This window comes from Cupriavidus sp. H39, from assembly GCF_050271075.1.
GTDB lineage: Bacteria > Pseudomonadota > Gammaproteobacteria > Burkholderiales > Burkholderiaceae > Cupriavidus > Cupriavidus necator_B.
On record NZ_CP189848.1, the window covers coordinates 2,646,890 to 2,663,822 of the forward strand.

Annotated in this window: 16 protein-coding genes; 4 read left to right on the plus strand and 12 right to left on the minus strand. The window is 69.1% G+C overall.

The genetic code is table 11. The features are described 5' to 3' along the window. Positions 1–53 precede the first annotated feature (53 nt). The 11 genes from ACOCMH_RS27640 to ACOCMH_RS27690 all read right to left on the minus strand — a co-directional run bounded on the left by ACOCMH_RS27640 (position 54) and on the right by ACOCMH_RS27690 (position 12,638). Entirely contained in the window at positions 54–1,223 is a 1,170-nt protein-coding gene (locus ACOCMH_RS27640) for a CaiB/BaiF CoA transferase family protein (protein ID WP_427310391.1), read from the minus strand. A 12-nt stretch (positions 1,224–1,235) separates the two neighbouring features. Continuing rightward, on the minus strand, positions 1,236–2,402 hold the full coding sequence (locus ACOCMH_RS27645) for an acyl-CoA dehydrogenase family protein (RefSeq protein ID WP_427310393.1): 1,167 nt from the start codon (positions 2,400–2,402) through the stop codon (positions 1,236–1,238). A gap of 47 nt (positions 2,403–2,449) precedes the next feature. Continuing rightward, positions 2,450–3,427 carry a Bug family tripartite tricarboxylate transporter substrate binding protein gene (locus tag ACOCMH_RS27650; protein WP_427310394.1) on the minus strand — a complete coding sequence of 326 codons (978 nt, stop codon included), beginning with the start codon at positions 3,425–3,427 and terminating at the stop codon, positions 2,450–2,452. A gap of 44 nt (positions 3,428–3,471) precedes the next feature. Next, the gene (locus ACOCMH_RS27655; RefSeq protein WP_427310396.1) at positions 3,472–3,861 is read right to left on the minus strand and encodes a cupin domain-containing protein; all 390 of its coding nucleotides are present in this window, start codon (positions 3,859–3,861) and stop codon (positions 3,472–3,474) included. 174 nt (positions 3,862–4,035) lie between these two features. Next, entirely contained in the window at positions 4,036–4,731 is a 696-nt protein-coding gene (kdpE, locus tag ACOCMH_RS27660; RefSeq protein WP_427310398.1) for a two-component system response regulator KdpE, read from the minus strand. Between the two features lie 31 nt (positions 4,732–4,762). Beyond that, entirely contained in the window at positions 4,763–7,636 is a 2,874-nt protein-coding gene (locus ACOCMH_RS27665) for a DUF4118 domain-containing protein (protein ID WP_427310400.1), read from the minus strand. A 78-nt stretch (positions 7,637–7,714) separates the two neighbouring features. Next, positions 7,715–8,344, minus strand: coding sequence for a potassium-transporting ATPase subunit KdpC (kdpC, locus tag ACOCMH_RS27670; protein ID WP_427310402.1), 630 nt, complete (start codon positions 8,342–8,344; stop codon positions 7,715–7,717). Between the two features lie 28 nt (positions 8,345–8,372). Next, positions 8,373–10,544 (minus strand): potassium-transporting ATPase subunit KdpB, encoded by a 2,172-nt coding sequence (gene kdpB, locus ACOCMH_RS27675; protein WP_427310403.1) that lies wholly within the window; start codon positions 10,542–10,544, stop codon positions 8,373–8,375. A 41-nt stretch (positions 10,545–10,585) separates the two neighbouring features. Continuing rightward, the gene (gene kdpA / locus ACOCMH_RS27680; protein ID WP_427310405.1) at positions 10,586–12,400 is read right to left on the minus strand and encodes a potassium-transporting ATPase subunit KdpA; all 1,815 of its coding nucleotides are present in this window, start codon (positions 12,398–12,400) and stop codon (positions 10,586–10,588) included. Further along, the gene (locus ACOCMH_RS27685; RefSeq protein WP_111517532.1) at positions 12,400–12,489 is read right to left on the minus strand and encodes a potassium-transporting ATPase subunit F; all 90 of its coding nucleotides are present in this window, start codon (positions 12,487–12,489) and stop codon (positions 12,400–12,402) included. The genes kdpA and ACOCMH_RS27685 overlap by 1 nt, the downstream gene beginning before the upstream one ends. Next, positions 12,489–12,638, minus strand: a complete 150-nt coding sequence (locus tag ACOCMH_RS27690) for a hypothetical protein (RefSeq protein WP_427310408.1) — start codon at positions 12,636–12,638, stop codon at positions 12,489–12,491. Before ACOCMH_RS27690 ends, ACOCMH_RS27685 begins: the two co-directional genes overlap by 1 nt. 454 nt (positions 12,639–13,092) lie before the next feature. Here ACOCMH_RS27690 and rpsU point away from each other — a divergent pair, with 454 nt between their 5' ends. From rpsU to ACOCMH_RS27710, 4 genes are all read left to right on the plus strand, one after another. Continuing rightward, a complete protein-coding gene (rpsU, locus tag ACOCMH_RS27695) occupies positions 13,093–13,305 on the plus strand; it encodes a 30S ribosomal protein S21 (protein ID WP_010814647.1) in 213 nt (70 codons plus the stop codon). 199 nt (positions 13,306–13,504) lie between these two features. Next, positions 13,505–14,416: a nodulation factor ABC transporter ATP-binding protein NodI gene (gene nodI / locus ACOCMH_RS27700; RefSeq protein WP_427310410.1), complete on the plus strand. Its 912-nt coding sequence runs from the start codon at positions 13,505–13,507 to the stop codon at positions 14,414–14,416. Between the two features lie 25 nt (positions 14,417–14,441). Beyond that, entirely contained in the window at positions 14,442–15,290 is an 849-nt protein-coding gene (locus ACOCMH_RS27705; protein WP_427310412.1) for an ABC transporter permease, read from the plus strand. Positions 15,291–15,389: 99 nt separating this feature from the next. Continuing rightward, entirely contained in the window at positions 15,390–15,638 is a 249-nt protein-coding gene (locus ACOCMH_RS27710) for a hypothetical protein (protein ID WP_427310414.1), read from the plus strand. Between the two features lie 4 nt (positions 15,639–15,642). Here the strand turns inward: ACOCMH_RS27710 and ACOCMH_RS27715 are convergent, their stop codons facing one another. Continuing rightward, positions 15,643–16,848: an O-succinylhomoserine sulfhydrylase gene (locus tag ACOCMH_RS27715; protein ID WP_427310416.1), complete on the minus strand. Its 1,206-nt coding sequence runs from the start codon at positions 16,846–16,848 to the stop codon at positions 15,643–15,645. Positions 16,849–16,933 lie beyond the last annotated feature (85 nt).

Sequence of the window (16,933 nt, forward strand, 5' to 3'; positions counted from 1 at the left end):
CTTCCTCGACTTCAGTATCCGTTGGCCGGGATTGTACGCGGCGGCAGCGCGGCTCAGTCCTCCGTACCCCGGGCTTGCGGCAAGGACTGCGGCCAGCTGCGGAGATTGCCGGGCGTGCGCGAGAAACGCGTGGGAATGCCCACGCCGCGCAGGCGCCCTTCGCTCGGATGGTCGTACTCGAACATCATGCCGGTGGCGCGCAGGTGCGGATCGTCGGGGAGGCTGTCGAAGTGCGGTACCTCGCTATGCGGGATGTCGGCATCGCGCAGCAGCGCCAGCCATTCGGCGGTGGTGCGCTGCGCGACGATCTCGGCCAGCGTGGCATAGAGCGCGTCGATATTGGCGCTGCGCGCGGCCGGCGTGGCATAGCGTGGATCGCTGGCCAGCGGCGCGTGGCCGGACACGTCGAAGAAGCGCTGCCATTGCGCGCTGGTGTAAGGCAGCAGCGCGAGATGCCCGTCGCGGGTACGGTACGGCTTGCGGTGCAGCGACATCACGCGCGGATAGCCGGCCGGCCCGAGCGGCGGGACAAAGGTCTGCCCGGCCAGCTGTTCCGCGGCCAGGAACGACACCAGCGTCTCGAACATCGGCACCTCGATGGCCTGGCCCCGGCCTGAGCGCTCGCGCTCATACAGCGCCATCGGAATCGCATAGGCCACGGTCAGCCCGGCGACCTTGTCGGCGAGGATGGTGTTGACGTACTGCGGCCCCTCGTTCGAGTTGGCGCCCTGGAACTGCGCCATGCCGCTGCGCGCCTGGATGATGTCGTCGAACGCCGGCGCACCGGCATACGGCCCGGCCTCCGAATAGCCATAGGCGCCGCAGTAGATCAGGCGCGGATGCAGCGCGCACAGCGACACATCGTCCAGTCCGAGCTTGCGCAGCGACTGCGGGCGCACGTTCGAGATAAAGACATCGGCGCCGGCAATCAGCGCCTTCAGCGCCGCGAGGTCGTCGGGCTGCTTCACGTCCAGCACCACGAACTGCTTGTTGCGGTTCAGGTTCAGGAAGCTGGCGCCCATGGCCGCATGCCGCGCCGGCTCGGCATGGCGGAACACGTCGCCGGCCGGCGGCTCGACCTTGATCACCTCCGCGCCCATGTCGCCGAGGATCTGCGTGGCATACGGGCCCATCGCCACCGAGGTCATGTCGATCACGCGGATCCCGGCGAGTGGGCCGGTGGGCGCGGTGGCCCCACTGGCCTGTGCTGGCTTGTCTTGCATCGCCGCCTCCGCTCAGTACGACTTGGGCAAACCCAGCACTCGCTCGGCGATAAAGCACAGGATCAGCTGCGGACTGACCGGCGCGATGCGCGGGATATACGATTCGCGCAGCAGCCGCTCGACGCGGTATTCGCGCGAGTAGCCCATGCCGCCCAGCGTCAGGATCGCGGTCTGGCAGGCATTGTGGCCCGCCTCCGCAGCGAGGTACTTGGCGGCGTTGGCCTCGGCGCCGCACGACTGGCCCGCATCGTAGCGCGCCGCGGCCTTGAGCATCATCAGGTTGGCCGACTCCAGCTGCATCCAGGCCTGCGCCAGCGGATGCTGCACGCCCTGGTTCATGCCGATCGGACGCCCGAACACCACGCGCTCCTTGGCATACTGCGTGGCGATGGCCAGCGCAGCGCGGCCGAGCCCGATCGCCTCGGCGGCGATCAGGATGCGTTCCGGGTTGAGCCCGTGCAGGATGTACTCGAAGCCCTTGCCTTCCTCGCCGATGCGGTCTTCGTCGCGGATGAACAGGTCGTCGATAAACAGCATGTTGGTGTCGACGGCGGCACGGCCCATCTTGTCGATCTCGCGGATCTCGATCTTGCTGCGGTCGACCTTGGTATAGAACAGCGACAGCCCTTCGGTCGACTTCTTCACCGACTCCAGCGGCGTGGTGCGCGCCAGCAGCAGCATGCGATCGGCCACCTGCGCGGTGGAAATCCAGATCTTGCGCCCGCTTACCGAATAGCCGCCCGGCACCTTGCGCGCAAAGGTCTTGAGCTTGGTGGTGTCCAGCCCCGCGTCGGGCTCGGTCACGCCGAAGCAGGCCTTCTCCTGGCCGGCGATCAGCGGCGGCAGGAAGCGGCCCTTCTGCGCGTCGGTGCCGAACACCACCACCGGATTCAGGCCGAACACATTCATGTGCACCGCCGACGCGCCGGTCATGCCCGCGCCCGACTGCGAGATGGTCTGCATCACCAGCGCCGCTTCCAGGATGCCCAGCCCCGCGCCGCCGAAGGGCTCGGGCATGGCCACGCCGAGCCAGCCGCCTTCGCACAGCGTCTTGTAGAACTCGTGCGGATAGGTGCCGGACTTGTCGAGGCGGTCCCAGTATTCCATGTCGAACTGCGCGCAGACCTGCTGCACGGCCTCGACGATGGAGGCCTGTTCTTCGGAGAGATCGAAATTCATCGCGTTTCCTGCTTGCTGTCGTTGTCTGGTTCGATGCGGGTTGTTTCTTATTCCGGCTGGATGCCTGCGTCCTTCACCAGCCGCGCCCACTTCTGCAACTCGGCCACGACGAACTGGCCGAGCTCGGCCGGCGTGCTGCCGAACGGCTCGAAGCCCAGCGCGTGGAACTGCGCCGCATGCTGCTTGCTGGCGGCTATCGCCACCAGTTCGCGGTTCAGGCGCTCGACCACCGGTGCCGGCACCCCGGCCGGCGCGAACACGCCGTTCCACGAGGTCACGTCGAAGCCCTTCAGTTCCGGCACGCTCGCCAGCGGCGGCAGGTCCGGCAGCAGCGCGCTGCGCTGCGCGGTGGTCACCGCCAGTGCGCGCAGCTTGCCGGCGCGCACGTTGGCGATGCCGGCGGCAAAGTCGACGAACATCGCCTGGACCTGGCCGCCCATCACATCGGTCATCGCCGGCGGCGTGCTCTTGTACGGCACGTGCAGCATCTTCAGCCCCGCCATCTTCGACAGCGTGGCGCCCGAGACGATGCCGGTGCTGTTGCCGCTGGCATAGCTCAGGCCCGGATGCGCCTTGGCGTAGTCGACAAACTCGCGCAGGGTCTTGACCGGCAGCGCCGGGTTGACCACCAGCATGAACGGCAGGTTGCCCATGCGCGAGATCGGCGTGAAATCCTTGACCGGGTCATAGCGCAGCTGCTTCATCAGCGACGGGTTGGCCGAATGCGTGGTGTTGGTGGTCATGAACAGCGTGTAGCCGTCGGCGGGCGCCTTGGCCACGAACTCGGCGGCGATGGTGCCGTTGGCGCCCGGCTTGTTGTCCACCACCACCGGCTGCTGCAGCGACTCGCCCAGGTACTTCGCGGTCAGGCGCGCCACGGCATCGGTGCCGCTGCCGGCGGCAAACGGCACCACCAGGCGCAGCGGCCTGGACGGGAATGCATCGGTGGCGAGTGCCGGGGTGGCGGCCAGCGCCGCGCCGCATCCCAGCACCAGGCTGGCAAAAGCGTTCTTGAATGACTTCACGGTGGTTGTCTCCTGTCGTTTTGTGCCCTGCCCGTGACCGCGCCTCAGGCGGGCCGTATCACGCGCTCGGGGGATTCCTCGTAAGGTGGGGAATAGATCACCAGAATCTTCGCCGGCTCGTCGCTGACCACCGTGAACACGTGCATCTGGTCGGGCGGGAAGAAGCAGCAATCGCCCGGGCCCAGCTCGCGGCGCTGGCCACCGACCTCGGCGACGGCGCGGCCTTCCAGCACGTAGCAGACCTGCTCGATGCCGGGATGCGCGTGCGGCAGCGCCCCCTTGCCTTTCTCGATGGTGCCGTGGATCACTTCCAGATGGCGCGAGCCCACCGTTTCGGGCGCGATCAGGCGGCGGTTGAGCGTGCCGACATGGTTGGCGGGATGGTAGCCCTCCACATCTTCGGTCGAGACGAAATACACGGGTTGGTCCGGCATGCGGGACTCCTACTTAAATTCACGTTTATGAATATTAGTTTATACATATGAATTTTACCGTCAAACCTTTTCGACGTGTTTGCGGGTTTACCGGGAGCGGTTGGCACGCGCGAGCATCGTCCTCACGCGCCGCGTGATCAGACGGAAATGGATGCGAAGGGAAAGGCCGCGGGCTCAGCCGGCGAAGCGGTAGCCTACGCCGACCTCGGTCAGCAGCCACGCGGGCTGGGCCGGGTCGTCCTCCAGCTTGTGGCGCAGGTGGCCCATGTAGACCCGCAGGTAGTGGCTGCTGTCGGCGTGGGACGGCCCCCACACCTCGCGCAGCAGCTCGCGGTGCGTCATGACCTTGCCGCGGTGCGCCAGCAGCACGGCAAGCAGGCGATATTCGATCGGTGTCAGGTGCACTAGCTCGCCGCGGCGCTTTACTTGCCGGTTGGCGAGGTCGACCGCAATGTCGCCGAACGCCACTTGCGCCCGCCCTTGCGTGCCGGCGCGCGCGTGCCGGCGCAACAGCACGCGCAGCCGTGCCACCAGCTCGCCCACGCCGAAAGGCTTGGTCAGGTAATCGTCGGCGCCGGCGTCGAGCGCGCGGATCTTCTCGGTCTCGTCGGTGCGGGCCGACAGCACCAGCACCGGCACTTCGGTCCAGGTGCGCAACTCGCCGATCAGGGACACGCCGTCGCCATCGGGCAGGCCCAGGTCCAGGATCACCAGGTCCGGCTGGCGCGTGCCGGCGTCGATCAGGCCGCGCTGCAGCGAATCGGCCTCGTGCACGCTGCAGCCCTCGTCCTGCAGCGCCGCGCGCACGAAGCGGCGGATGTGGGGCTCGTCTTCCACCAGCAGCACCGTGGGCGAAAACTCGAATGGCATGACGCGTCGCTTCCTTGCAAGTTTGGCGGGTTCAGGCCGGCAGGCCGGCCGCTTCCGGCTCCAGCACGGGCGGGGTGCCGCGCGGCAGCGTAACCACGAAGCGCGCGCCGGCCCCCTCGCCCTGTGCCCCGGCATGCACCGGCTCGACCCGGATGCTACCGCCGTGCGCCTGCACGATCGCGTCGCACACGGCCAGGCCCAGGCCCACGCCGCTGGTGGCGGATTCGCGCTCACCGCGGGTAAATTTTTCGAACACCTGGCGCGCCATCGCGGCCGGCACGCCGGGGCCGTCGTCCTCGACGATCAGGTTCACGGCGTCTTCGGTCACCTCGCCGCGCAGCCGGATCTCGGTGCCCGGGGCGGTGTACTTGGCCGCGTTCTCGAGCAGGTTGCACAGCACGCGCTCGATCAGCACGCCATCGCACTCCACCAGCGGCAGCGCCGACAGGCCCGCCACCACCACGCGGTGCTGCGCCAGCGCGTCGCGCAGCGACGCCAGCGCCGCGCCGGCCAGTTCTTCGAACGACTGCCATGCCTTGCGCAGCGCCACGTTGCGGCTCTGCAGCCGCGCCATGTCGAGCAGGTTCGCCACCATCGCATGCATGCGCCGCGCCTGGTCGCGCATGGCGCCGACCGTTTCGGCAACGTCCGGGGCCAGCGGCGAGGTGCCGCGCTGCAGGGTCTCGGCCATGCCGATCAGGCTGGTCAGCGGCGTGCGCAGATCATGCGACACCGCGGCCAGCAGCGAGCTGCGCAGGCGCTCCGATTCCATTGTCAACAAGGCCTGCTGCGCGACCTCGACATAATGCAGCCGCTCCAGTGCGATCGCGATCAGCGTGGCGAAGACATCGGCCTGCCGCCGCAGCGCGGGCTGCGCCAAGGCGCGCCAGGCGCGCGGCTCGACCGCGAGCACGCCGCGCACTTGCATCGGCGCTTTCAACGGCAGGTACAGCACGGTGCCGGCGGGCAGGGTGTCGGTGCCGGTGCCGGCCGGCTGGCCGTGGTCGAATACCCATTGCGCCAGCACGTGGTCGATCGCATCGCTCTGCGCGGCCGCGCCGGCTTTCGCGCCGGCCGGGTCATCGGTCTCGGCATCGGGCGCGGCCGAGCGCAATCGCCCCTGCGGCCCGGCCAGGAAGAAGGCCGCGCGCGCGTCGAACGCCGCGCGCAGGAAGCGGCTGCCGATGGCGACGATCTGAGCATCGGTCAGCGCCGCCGACAGTTCGCGCGCCAGTTCGTACAGCGTGCGCGCATCGGTCTCGCGCTGGACCGACACCTGCGCCTGCTCGCGCAGCCCGGCGGTGAGCTGCCCGATCACCAGCCCCACCGCCAGCATCACCAGGAAAGTCACCAGGTACTGCACGTCGCTGACCGCGAACGACAGCCGCGGCGGCACGAAGAAGAAGTCGAACGCGCCCACTGCCACCACGGCGGCAAAGGCACCGGCCGTGCGCCCGTGGCGCAGCGCCACGCCGGCCACTGCCAGCAGAAACAGCATGGCGATATTGACCAGGTCGAACCATGTCCGCGCCAGCGCCGACAGCACGGTGGCGCCGGCGCACCAGGCCACCGCCCACAGCAGGCCCGGCCACTGCGCCGGACTTGCTTCGCCAGCTTGCGGTTCGATGCGACGCACGCTGCCGGGGGCATCGGGTGTGTCATGCCGGACCCCATCGGCAGCGACGCGGATCACGTCGACCTCCGGACACGCCGCGGCCAGCGCATCGGCAAAGCTGCTGCGCCCGAACAGCCAGGCGCGCGCACCCAGCCAGGGCGCCAGTGCCCACGCCAGCCACGCATGCAGGCGCCCGGGCAGCGAACCGCCGCTGTTGCGCCAGCGCGCCGGCGTGCGGCCGATCAATACCTTGGTCAGGTTGTGCCGCCGCACGTAGCCGGCCACCGCGGCCACCATGTCGCTGCCGGCCAGGGTCTCGGTGCGCGCGCCCAGCGACTCGGCCAGCCGCATCGCCTCGTCGAGCTGCGCGCGCGGCGTGTCGGGCGCGGGCGCCAGCCGCGGCACCGACACCGTCACCACATGGCAATCGGCATCCAGCTGCGCGGCCAGCCGGCGCGCGCTGCGCACCACCTGCGCGGCATCGCTGCCGTGGCCGATGCAGGCCAGCACGGCTTCGCGCGTGCGCCACACCGGCGCGATCGCGGCTTGCTGGCGGTAGGCGCGCACATCGTCGTCGACGCGGTCGGCGGTGCGGCGCAGCGCCAGCTCGCGCAGCGCGATCAGGTTGCCCTTGCGGAAGAAGTGCTGCACCGCGTGGCGAGCCTGTTCGGGCACGTACACACGGCCTTCGCGCAGGCGGCGCAGCAGTTCGTCGGCGGGCAGGTCGACCAGCACCACTTCGTCGGCGTCGTCGAAGACCGCGTCGGGCACGGTCTCGCGCACGCGGATGCCGGTGATGCCGGCCACCGCCTCGTTCAGGCTGTCGAGGTGCTGGACGTTGACAGTGGTCCAGACGTCGATGCCGGACGACAGCAGCTCGGCAATGTCTTGCCAACGCTTGGGATGGCGGCTGCCGGGAGCGTTGCTATGGGCCAGTTCGTCGACCAGCACCAGCGCTGGCCGGCGCGCCAGCGCCGCGTCCAGGTCGAATTCCTGCAGCGCGCGGCCGCGATAGTCCAGTTCGCGCCGCGGCAGCTGCTCGAGTTCTTTGGCCAGCGCCTCGGTCTCGGCGCGGCCATGGCTTTCGACCACGCCCACTACGACGTCGCCGCCCTGTTCGCGCAGGGCGCGCGCCGCCGCCAGCATGGCAAAGGTCTTGCCGACGCCCGCCGAGGCGCCGAAGTAGATCCGCAGGCGCCCGCGTGCGGCGCGTTCGCCGTCGGCCCGCAGGCGTTGCAGCAGGTGGTCGGGATCGGGGCGGAGGTCGTCGGCTGGGCGGGGCGCGGGCATGGTTGGGGCGCTCATCCTGCGGCGGCGTGAGCGTAGCCAGATTGTGCCATGCGGGCCGGCGCGTGGCCCGCCGCCGCCTCAGCGCGCCGGCAGCGCATCCAGCGCCAGGTTCAGCTTCAGCACGTTGACGCCGGCCTCGCCCAGCACCGGCAGCAGCGGCTTGTCGGTATGCGCGGCGATCAGCGCGCGCACCTGCGCCAGCGGCAGGCCCCGCGCCTGCGCCACGCGCGCCGCCTGGTATTCGGCCGCGGCCACGCTGATATGCGGGTCCAGGCCGCTGCCGGACGCGGTCACCAGGTCCACTGGCACCGGGGCTGCGTTGCCCGGATCGGCCGCGCGCAGCGCGTCGAGGCGCGCGCGTGCCGCGTCGGCCAGCGCCGGGTTGGCGGGACCCAGGTTGGAGCCGCCGGACGCGCCGCCGTTGTACGGCATCGGCGCGGTTGCCGAGAGCCGGCCCCAGAAGTCCCCGGGCTCGGAGAACGGCTGCCCGATCAGCGCGGAGCCCAGCACCTTGCCGTCGCGCACGATCAGCGAGCCGGCCGCCTGGTGCGGAAAGGCCGCGGCGGCAAGTGCCGTGATCGCCGCGGGGTACAGCAGGCCGGTCAGCAGCGACAGCGCCAGCAGGATGACCAGCGCCGGGCGCATCAGGCCGCCCTGCTCTGTGGTTTGCGCATCGCGCGCGGCATCGGGCGTGATTGGATAGGACATGGTTGCTCCGAAAGTGGTTTTGCGTCGATCAGGCCCAGCCCATCGCGGCCAGCCCCATATCGATCAGCTTGATGCCGGGAAACGGCACTGCGATGCCGCCCAGCCCGTACACCAGGAGGTTGCGGCGCAGCAGCGCGGCGGCGCCGAGGGCGCGATAGCGCACCCCGCGCAGCGCCAGCGGGATCAGCACCACGATGATCAGCGCGTTGAAGATCACCGCCGACAAAATCGCGGAAGACGGCGTCGCCAGGCCCATCACGTTGAGCAGGCCGAGCTGCGGATAGGTGGTGGCAAAGGCCGCGGGAATGATCGCGAAATACTTGGCCAGGTCGTTGGCCACGCTGAAGGTGGTCAGCGCGCCGCGGGTCATCAGCATCTGCTTGCCGATGCCGACGATCTCGATCAGCTTGGTGGGATTGCTGTCGAGGTCGACCATGTTGCCGGCCTCGCGCGCGGCCTGCGTGCCGCTGTTCATCGCCACCGCGACATCGGCCTGCGCCAGCGCCGGGGCGTCGTTGGTGCCGTCGCCGGTCATCGCCACAAGCCGCCCTTCGGCCTGGTACTGGCGGATCAGCGCCAGCTTGGCTTCGGGCGTGGCCTCCGCCAGGAAGTCGTCGACGCCGGCCTCGGCGGCGATCGCGGCGGCGGTCAGCCGGTTGTCGCCGGTGATCATGACGGTGCGAATGCCCATGCGGCGCAGTTCGCCGAAGCGCTCGCGGATGCCGCGCTTGACCGTGTCCTTCAGCTCCACCACGCCCAGCACGCGCACCTCCGCGCCGGCCAGCTCGGCCACCACCAGCGGCGTGCTGCCAGCCCGCGCCACGTCCTCGACCGCATGCGCCACCGCGTCGGGGAACTTGCCCGCTTGCTGGGCCACGTAACGGCGCACGGCATCGGCGGCGCCCTTGCGCACGCTGCGCCGCGACGCGCCCTCGTCCAGGTCGACGCCGCTCATGCGCGTCTGCGCGCTGAACGGCACGAACACCGGCCGCGCCGCGCCCATGCCGGGCGCCTCGACGCCGGCCTGCTGGCGCGCCAGCGCCACGATGCTGCGCCCTTCCGGGGTTTCATCGGCCAGCGACGACAGCCACGCGGCGGCGGCCAGCTGACGCTCGGTCACACCCGGCGCCGGCAGCAGCCGTGCGGCCTGGCGGTTGCCCAGCGTGATCGTGCCGGTCTTGTCGAGCAGGAGCACGTCGACGTCGCCGGCGGCTTCCACCGCGCGGCCCGAGGTGGCGATCACGTTGGCCGCCATCATGCGGCTCATGCCGGCCACGCCGACCGCCGACAGCAGCCCGCCGATGGTGGTCGGGATCAGGCACACCAGCAGCGCCACCAGCACGGTCACGGTAACCGGCAGCCCCGCGCCCGTCGCCACCACGCTGTAGGCGGAGAACGGCAGCAGCGTGGCCGTGGCCAGCAGCAGCACCATGGACAGCCCGACCAGCAGGATGGTCAGCGCCAGCTCGTTGGGGGTCTTCTGGCGCCGGGCGCCTTCGACCATCGAGATCATCCGGTCGATAAAGCTCTCGCCGGGATTGGTGGTGACGCGCACCACGATCCAGTCGGACAGCACGCGCGTGCCGCCGGTGACGGACGAGAAATCCCCGCCCGATTCGCGGATCACCGGCGCTGACTCGCCCGTGATGGCGCTTTCGTCGACCGAGGCCACGCCCTCGATGACGTCGCCGTCGCCGGGAATCATGTCGCCGGCCTCGGCCAGCACCACGTCACCGCGGCGCAGCGTGGTGGCCGGGCGCACCTGCACGGCGCCGTCGCGGCGGCCTTCGGTTAGCACACGCGCGGTCGCGGTACTTTTCAGGCCGCGCAGCGACGCGGCCTGCTGGCGGCTGCGCCCTTCGGCCAGCGCCTCGGCAAAGTTGGCAAACAGCACGGTGATCCACAGCCAGAGCGTGACCGCGACGATAAAGCCCGCGCTTTCAGTGGCATGCGGCAGCGGCGACACTATCGCGCGCAGCGCCAGCAGCGTGGTCAGGATGGCGCCGGCATAGACCACGAACATCACCGGGTTGCGCAGCTGCTCGCGCGGCGACAGCTTGCGCAGCGCCGCGAGCAGCGCCGGGCGCGCCAGTTCGGGCGACAGTATGCGGCGCGGCGCGCGTGCCGGGTGGTGGGTGGCGCCGTCCTCGGCGCGGTCAGTCGCGGCCTGGGGCCGCGTGGTCAGGGTATCGGGTTGCATGATAGACAGGTTCGCGATTGGCGATTCGTCAGGGCGAGCGATCAGCGCGCGGCGCCGGTCAGCACGCCCTGCAGGTGTTCGGCGACGGGGCCCAGCGCCAGCGCCGGGACATAGGTCAGTGCGCCCACCATCAGCACCGAGCCCGCCAGCAGCACCACGAACAGCGCGCCGTGCGTGGGCATGGTGCCGCCGGTGGCCGGCAGCTTCGGCTTGGCCGCCAGCGAGCCCGCCAGCGCCAGCACCGGGATCACGATCCAGAAGCGGCCGAACCACATCGCCGCGGCCAGCAGCGTGTTGTAGAACGGGGTGTTGGCCGACAGGCCAGCGAACGCGCTGCCGTTGTTGTTGGCCGCCGACGACAGCGCGTAGAGGATTTCGGAGAAGCCGTGCGTGCCCGGGTTGAGCACCCCCGCGCGGCCCGCCCCCGCCATCACCGCCACCGCCGTGCCCAGCAGCACCAGCAGCGGCGTGACCAGGATCACGATCACGGTCATCTTCATTTCGAAGGCCTCGATCTTCTTGCCAAGGTATTCCGGCGTGCGGCCGATCATCAGGCCGGCGATGAACACCGCCAGCACCGCATAGACCAGCATGCCGTACAGGCCCGAGCCGACCCCGCCAAACACCACCTCGCCCAGCTGCATCAGCAGCATCGGCACCATGCCGCCCAGCGCGGTGAAGGAGTCATGCATGGCATTGACCGCGCCGCACGACGCCGCCGTGGTGACCGCCGCGAACAACGCGGAGGCGGCCACGCCGAAGCGCGTTTCCTTGCCTTCCAGGTTGCCCGCCTGCAGCGCGGAACCCGCGTGATCCAGCGGCAGCGCGGACAACACCGGCCCGGCCTGCTGCTCGGCGAGCGCGGCCAGGCCAGCCATGGCCACGAACAGCAAGGTCATCGCCGCCAGCACCGCCACGCCCTGCCGGCGGTCCTTCACCATCTCGCCGAAGGTGAAGCACAGCGCGGCGGGGATCAGCAGGATGGCCAGCATCTCGATCAGGTTGGACAGCGCGGTCGGGTTCTCGTATGGATGCGCGGAGTTGGCGTTGAAGAAGCCGCCGCCGTTGGTGCCCAGCATCTTGATCGCTTCCTGGGACGCCACCGGCCCCATCGGCAGCGTCTGGGTGTGCGCCGTGGCCGGACGGGTCAGCGCCTGGCCCCGGGCATCGGTGACGGGCGCGCCGGCGGCGTCGGTCACCGGCTGGCTGTACGTCACCGGACGTAGCAGGGTGGCATCGCGATTGCCGCTGAAATTCTGGATCACGCCCTGGCTGGCGAGCACCAGCGCGATCACCGAGGCCAGCGGCACCAGCACATACAGCGTGATGCGCGTCAGGTCGACCCAGAAGTTGCCGATGACGCTTGCGCGCTGGCGCGCAAACCCGCGGATCAGGGCAAACACCACCGCGATCCCCGTGGCCGCCGAGACAAAGTTCTGCACCGTCAGCGCCAGCATCTGCGTCAGGTAGCTCATGGTCGATTCGCCGGCATAACCCTGCCAGTTGGTATTGGCGACGAAGCTCACGGCGGTGTTGAAGGCCGAATCCGGCGACACCGGGCCAAAGCCCTGCGGATTCAGCGGCAGCCAGCCCTGCAGGCGCTGCAGCGCATAGACCGCCAACGCGCCGAGCAGGTTGAAAACGAGCACGGCCAGCGCGTATTGCCGCCAGCCCATCTGCGCCCCGCCCTGCACGCCGGCGAGCCGGTACAGCGCGCGCTCGAGCGGACGGCCCCAGGCGGTCAGCCGAAAGCCGTCGTCTTCGACCGCGCGGCGCAGGTAGCGGCCAAGCCAGGGCGCCAGCGCCAGCAGGATGGCCAGGTAAAGGGCCAGCAGGCCCGGGAAATCGGTCGGCATCAGAACTTCTCCGGACGGCACAGCGCAATCAGCAGGTAGAGGAAGATGGCCACGGCAAGCACGCCGGCCAGCAGTTCGGTCCAGTCCATCAGCGCTCTCCGCCGGTGGCTGCGCCCGGCTGCGGCCGGTCCGCGGGCAACACCGGCCGCGCCGGGCCCAACAGCCATTCGCATAGCGCAATCAGGGCGACGCTGGCGGCGCCGAAGGCAATCAGAACGAGCAGGAACATCGCATCCATGGCGGGCAGAATCTTGAGTGGCAGACGTCACCCAGATTAGGGATGCGGGGATAAAAACGGGATAGAAAGAGCCGCTGCGCCTGTAAAAACGGTATAAAGACGCCTCGCGGCTCCGCGCGGACCTTGGCGGTTTGTCTTAAGTGCCGGAAAAATAACAATCCAACCCGGCCGCCGCGCGTACATTGCACTGCATTCTTGACAGCGTCGTCGTATACATGCCATAGTTACGGGCGTATAGCATTCATGGAAACCGGTACTGTCAGGCTCCAGTTATGTTTTGGACCTGGCGCTATCACCCCTGACACTGGTTGCACGGACTGAAACGTCCACATCTTTCAGGTTCGCGGGGGCGCACCAGGGCATTAGCCCGGCGTGCAATACCAGTCGCTCCGGCGACCGCAGTTTCCCCCCGTGTGAACCAGCCGCCCCGGCGGCAATCCCCTAAAGGACTGAATTGACTAAGATCGTCTTGAAACCCGGTGAGCCCGTTGAAGTTGCCATGCGGCGTTTCCGTCGCGCCATTCTGCAGACTGGCCTGATCGTTGAACTCAAGAGCCGTACCGCTTACGAGAAGCCGACGACCGAGCGCAAGCGCAAGAAGAAGGCCGCCGAAGCACGCCTGCGCAAGCGCCTGCGCATGCAGATGCTGCCGAAGAAGATGTACTGATTTCAGTACGCTTCGCTGCCTGGAGTATCAGGCAAGAAAGAACCGCCAGTTCGCTGGCGGTTTTTTTATGCCCGCACGCGGGCGGGGGGCTCGCCTGCGGGAACCGCGGCGTCTGCTGCACCGCGCCACCTGAGCGCGGCGCCGATGACCGGCATAATGTCGGCAATTGCGCCGTTGCGGCGCCACACCGGACCCTGCCTTGACTGCCATCCTCGAGTTGCGCAAGGTGCGCAAGCAATACGGCGACACCATCGTGGTCGACGACCTCGACCTGCAGGTATTCCGCGGCCAGTGTTATGGACTGCTGGGCCCCAACGGCGCCGGCAAGACCACCACGCTGCGGCTGCTGCTGGGCCTGACCACGCCCATGGCCGGCACGCTGACGCTGTGCGGCGAGCCCATCCCGGAGCGCGCGCCGCAGGCGCGCATGCGCGTGGGCGTGGTGCCGCAGTTCGACAATCTCGACCCGGACTTCTCGGTGATCGAGAACCTGCGCATCTTCGGGCGCTACTTCGGGCTGTCGTCGGCCGAGATCGAGCGCCGCGTGCCGAATCTGCTGGAATTCGCCCGGCTGGAAAACCGCGCCGACGCGCAGGTGCGCGACCTCTCCGGCGGCATGCGCCGGCGCCTGACCGTGGCGCGCGCGCTGATCAACGACCCGGACCTGCTGGTGATGGACGAACCCACCACCGGCCTGGACCCGCAGGCGCGCCACCTGATCTGGGAGCGGCTGAAGTCGCTGATGGCCAGCGGCAAGACCATCCTGCTGACCACGCACTTCATGGAAGAAGCCGAACGGCTGTGCAACTACCTGTGCGTGATCGACGGCGGCCGCAAGATTGCCGAAGGCAAGCCACACGAGTTGATCGACAGCCAGATCGGCTGCGACGTGGTCGAGATCTATGGCGATGAACTGGACACGCTGCGTGGCGCGCTGACGCCGCTGGCGCAGCGCACCGAGATGAGCGGCGAGACGCTGTTCTGCTACGTGCGCGAGCCCGCCCCGCTGCTGGCGGCGCTGCACGGCAGGAGCGGCGTGCGCTATTTGCACCGCCCGGCCAATCTCGAGGACGTCTTCCTCAAGCTGACCGGCCGCGAGATGCGGGACTGAATGCGGGACTGAACCAAGGGACGACATGAGCGAACAGGATCCCCGCGCGGACGCCACCGACGCCTCCGCCTCCGGCACCGCGGTGCGGCAGACCTATCCGCAGCCGCTGCTGCCGCGCAACCTGCGCAACTGGATGATGGTCTGGTACCGCAACTACATGGTGTGGAAGAAACTGGCCATCCCGTCGATGATCGGCAACCTGGCCGACCCGATGATCTACCTGTTCGGGCTGGGGCTAGGGCTGGGGCTGATGGTCGGGCAGGTCAACGGTGTGTCGTATATCGCCTTCCTGGCGGCAGGCACCACCGCGTCGAGCGTGATGATGTCGGCCAGCTTCGAGTCGATGTATTCCGCGTTCTCGCGCATGCATGTGCAGCGCACCTGGGAAGCGATCATGCACGCCCCCCTGACGCTGGGCGACGTGGTGCTGGGTGAAATCGCCTGGGCCGCCAGCAAGGCGGTGTTGTCGGGGCTGGCCATCATGCTGGTGGCGGGCGCGCTCGGCTATGCGCAGATGCCGGGGGCGCTGCTGGCGCTGCCGGTGATCGTGCTGGCGGGGATCGCCTTCGCCGCGCTGGCGATGATCGTCACCGCGCTGGCGCCCAGCTACGACTTCTTCATGTTCTACCAGACCCTGGTGATGACGCCGATGCTGCTGCTCTCGGGCGTGTTCTTCCCGCTGGAACAGTTGCCCGAGGGCGTGCAGGCCGCCACCAAGGCGCTGCCGCTGGCGCACGCCGTGGCGCTGATCCGCCCGCTGATGCTAGGCCGCCCGGTCGACGGCGCGGGCCTGCACCTGGCCGTGCTGGGCGCCTATGCGGTGGCGGCGCTGGTGGTGTGCCTGGTGCTGTTGCGCCGCAGGCTGCTGCGCTGATACGGGCGCATAGCCCAACAACCAAACCTTCACTAAATGCACCGTTTCTTTCCCGGATTGCGTCGCAACGTGCGCGACGAAAGCAGAAAATCTGCGCCCTTGCCGCGCGCGGCCCTAGCGCTGGCAGCCGCCTGCGCCACGGTATCGCTGGCGGGGTGCATGGTGGTCGGCGCCACCGTGGCCGTCGGCAGCGCCGCGGTGTCGACAGCCGCCACGGTGGGCTCGGCGGCGGTCAGCGTGGCCTCGACCGCGGCCAGCACCACCTATGACGTCACGGCCGCCGGCGTGAAGGCGGTGGCCGGCGGCGACGAGCCGGCCGCACCGGCTGCGCCCCCGGTGACGCAGTAACGCCTCAGTCGCCCAGGCCGCGCAGCAGGTCGGCCTTCAGGTCCGCGACCGACTCCAGCCCCACCGCCAGGCGGATCAGCCCTTCGCCGACGCCCGCGGCCGCCTTGGCCTCGGGGCTCACGCGCGCGTGCGTGGTGGTGTACGGGTGCGTGATGGTGGTGCGGGTGTCGCCCAGGTTGCCGGTGATCGAGCACAGGCGCGTGTTGTCGATCACGCGCCAGGCATTGGCGCGCTGCTGTTCGGGCGTGGCGCCCTTCAGTTCGAACGACACGATCGCCCCGCCGCCGCTTTGCTGGCGCATGGCGATCTGGTGCTGCGGGTGGGATGGCAGCGCCGGGTGGAACACGCGCGCCACCGCCGGGTGCGATTCCAGGAACTGCGCCAGCGCCAGCGCGCTGGACGAATGGCGTTCCATGCGGATCGCCAGCGTCTCCATGCCCTTGAGCAGCACCCACGCATTGAATGCCGACAGCGTCGGCCCGGCGGTGCGCACGAACGGGAACACCTTGCCCATGATGAAGTCGTGCGTGCCCAGCACCGCGCCACCCAGCACGCGGCCCTGGCCGTCGATATGCTTGGTCGCGGAGTGCACCACGATATCGGCGCCGAACTTCATCGGCTGTTGCAGCGCGGGCGAGCAGAAGCAGTTGTCGACCACCAGCAGCGCATTGGCGTCGTGGGCAATGTCCGCGACGGCCGCGATGTCGGCCACCTCGGTCAGCGGGTTCGACGGGGTTTCCAGGAAGAACAGCCTGGTGTTCGGGCGGATCGCCGCACGCCACGCTTCCAGGTCGGTGGGATCGACAAAGGTGGTCTCGACGCCGAACTTGCCGAAGATGTTGTTGAACAGCGTCATGGTCGAGCCGAAGATCGCGCGCGAGCTGACCAGGTGGTCGCCGGCCTGCATCGACGACAGCACCACCGACAGGATCGCGCTCATGCCCGAGGCGGTCGCCATGCAGGCCTGCGCCCCTTCCAGCGCGGCCAGGCGCGACTGGAACATCGACACGGTCGGGTTGGTGAAGCGCGAATAGGTGTAGCCCTCTTCGGAGTTGGCAAAGCGCTCGGCGGCTTCGGCGGCGCTGTTGAAGCAGAAGCTCGAGGTCAGGTACATGGCCTCGGAGTGCTCCATGAAGTCGCTGCGCAGCGTGCCGGCGCGCACGCCAAGGGTATCGATGCCGAGCGATTCGGGATTGAGCGGTTGGTTCATGCTGGTGGCGCGGTCGTACCCGCGCGAATGCGATGGTTTTCGACAAGCCGCGCACCGGCCCGGGTGGTCGGCGCGGGGCCATGAA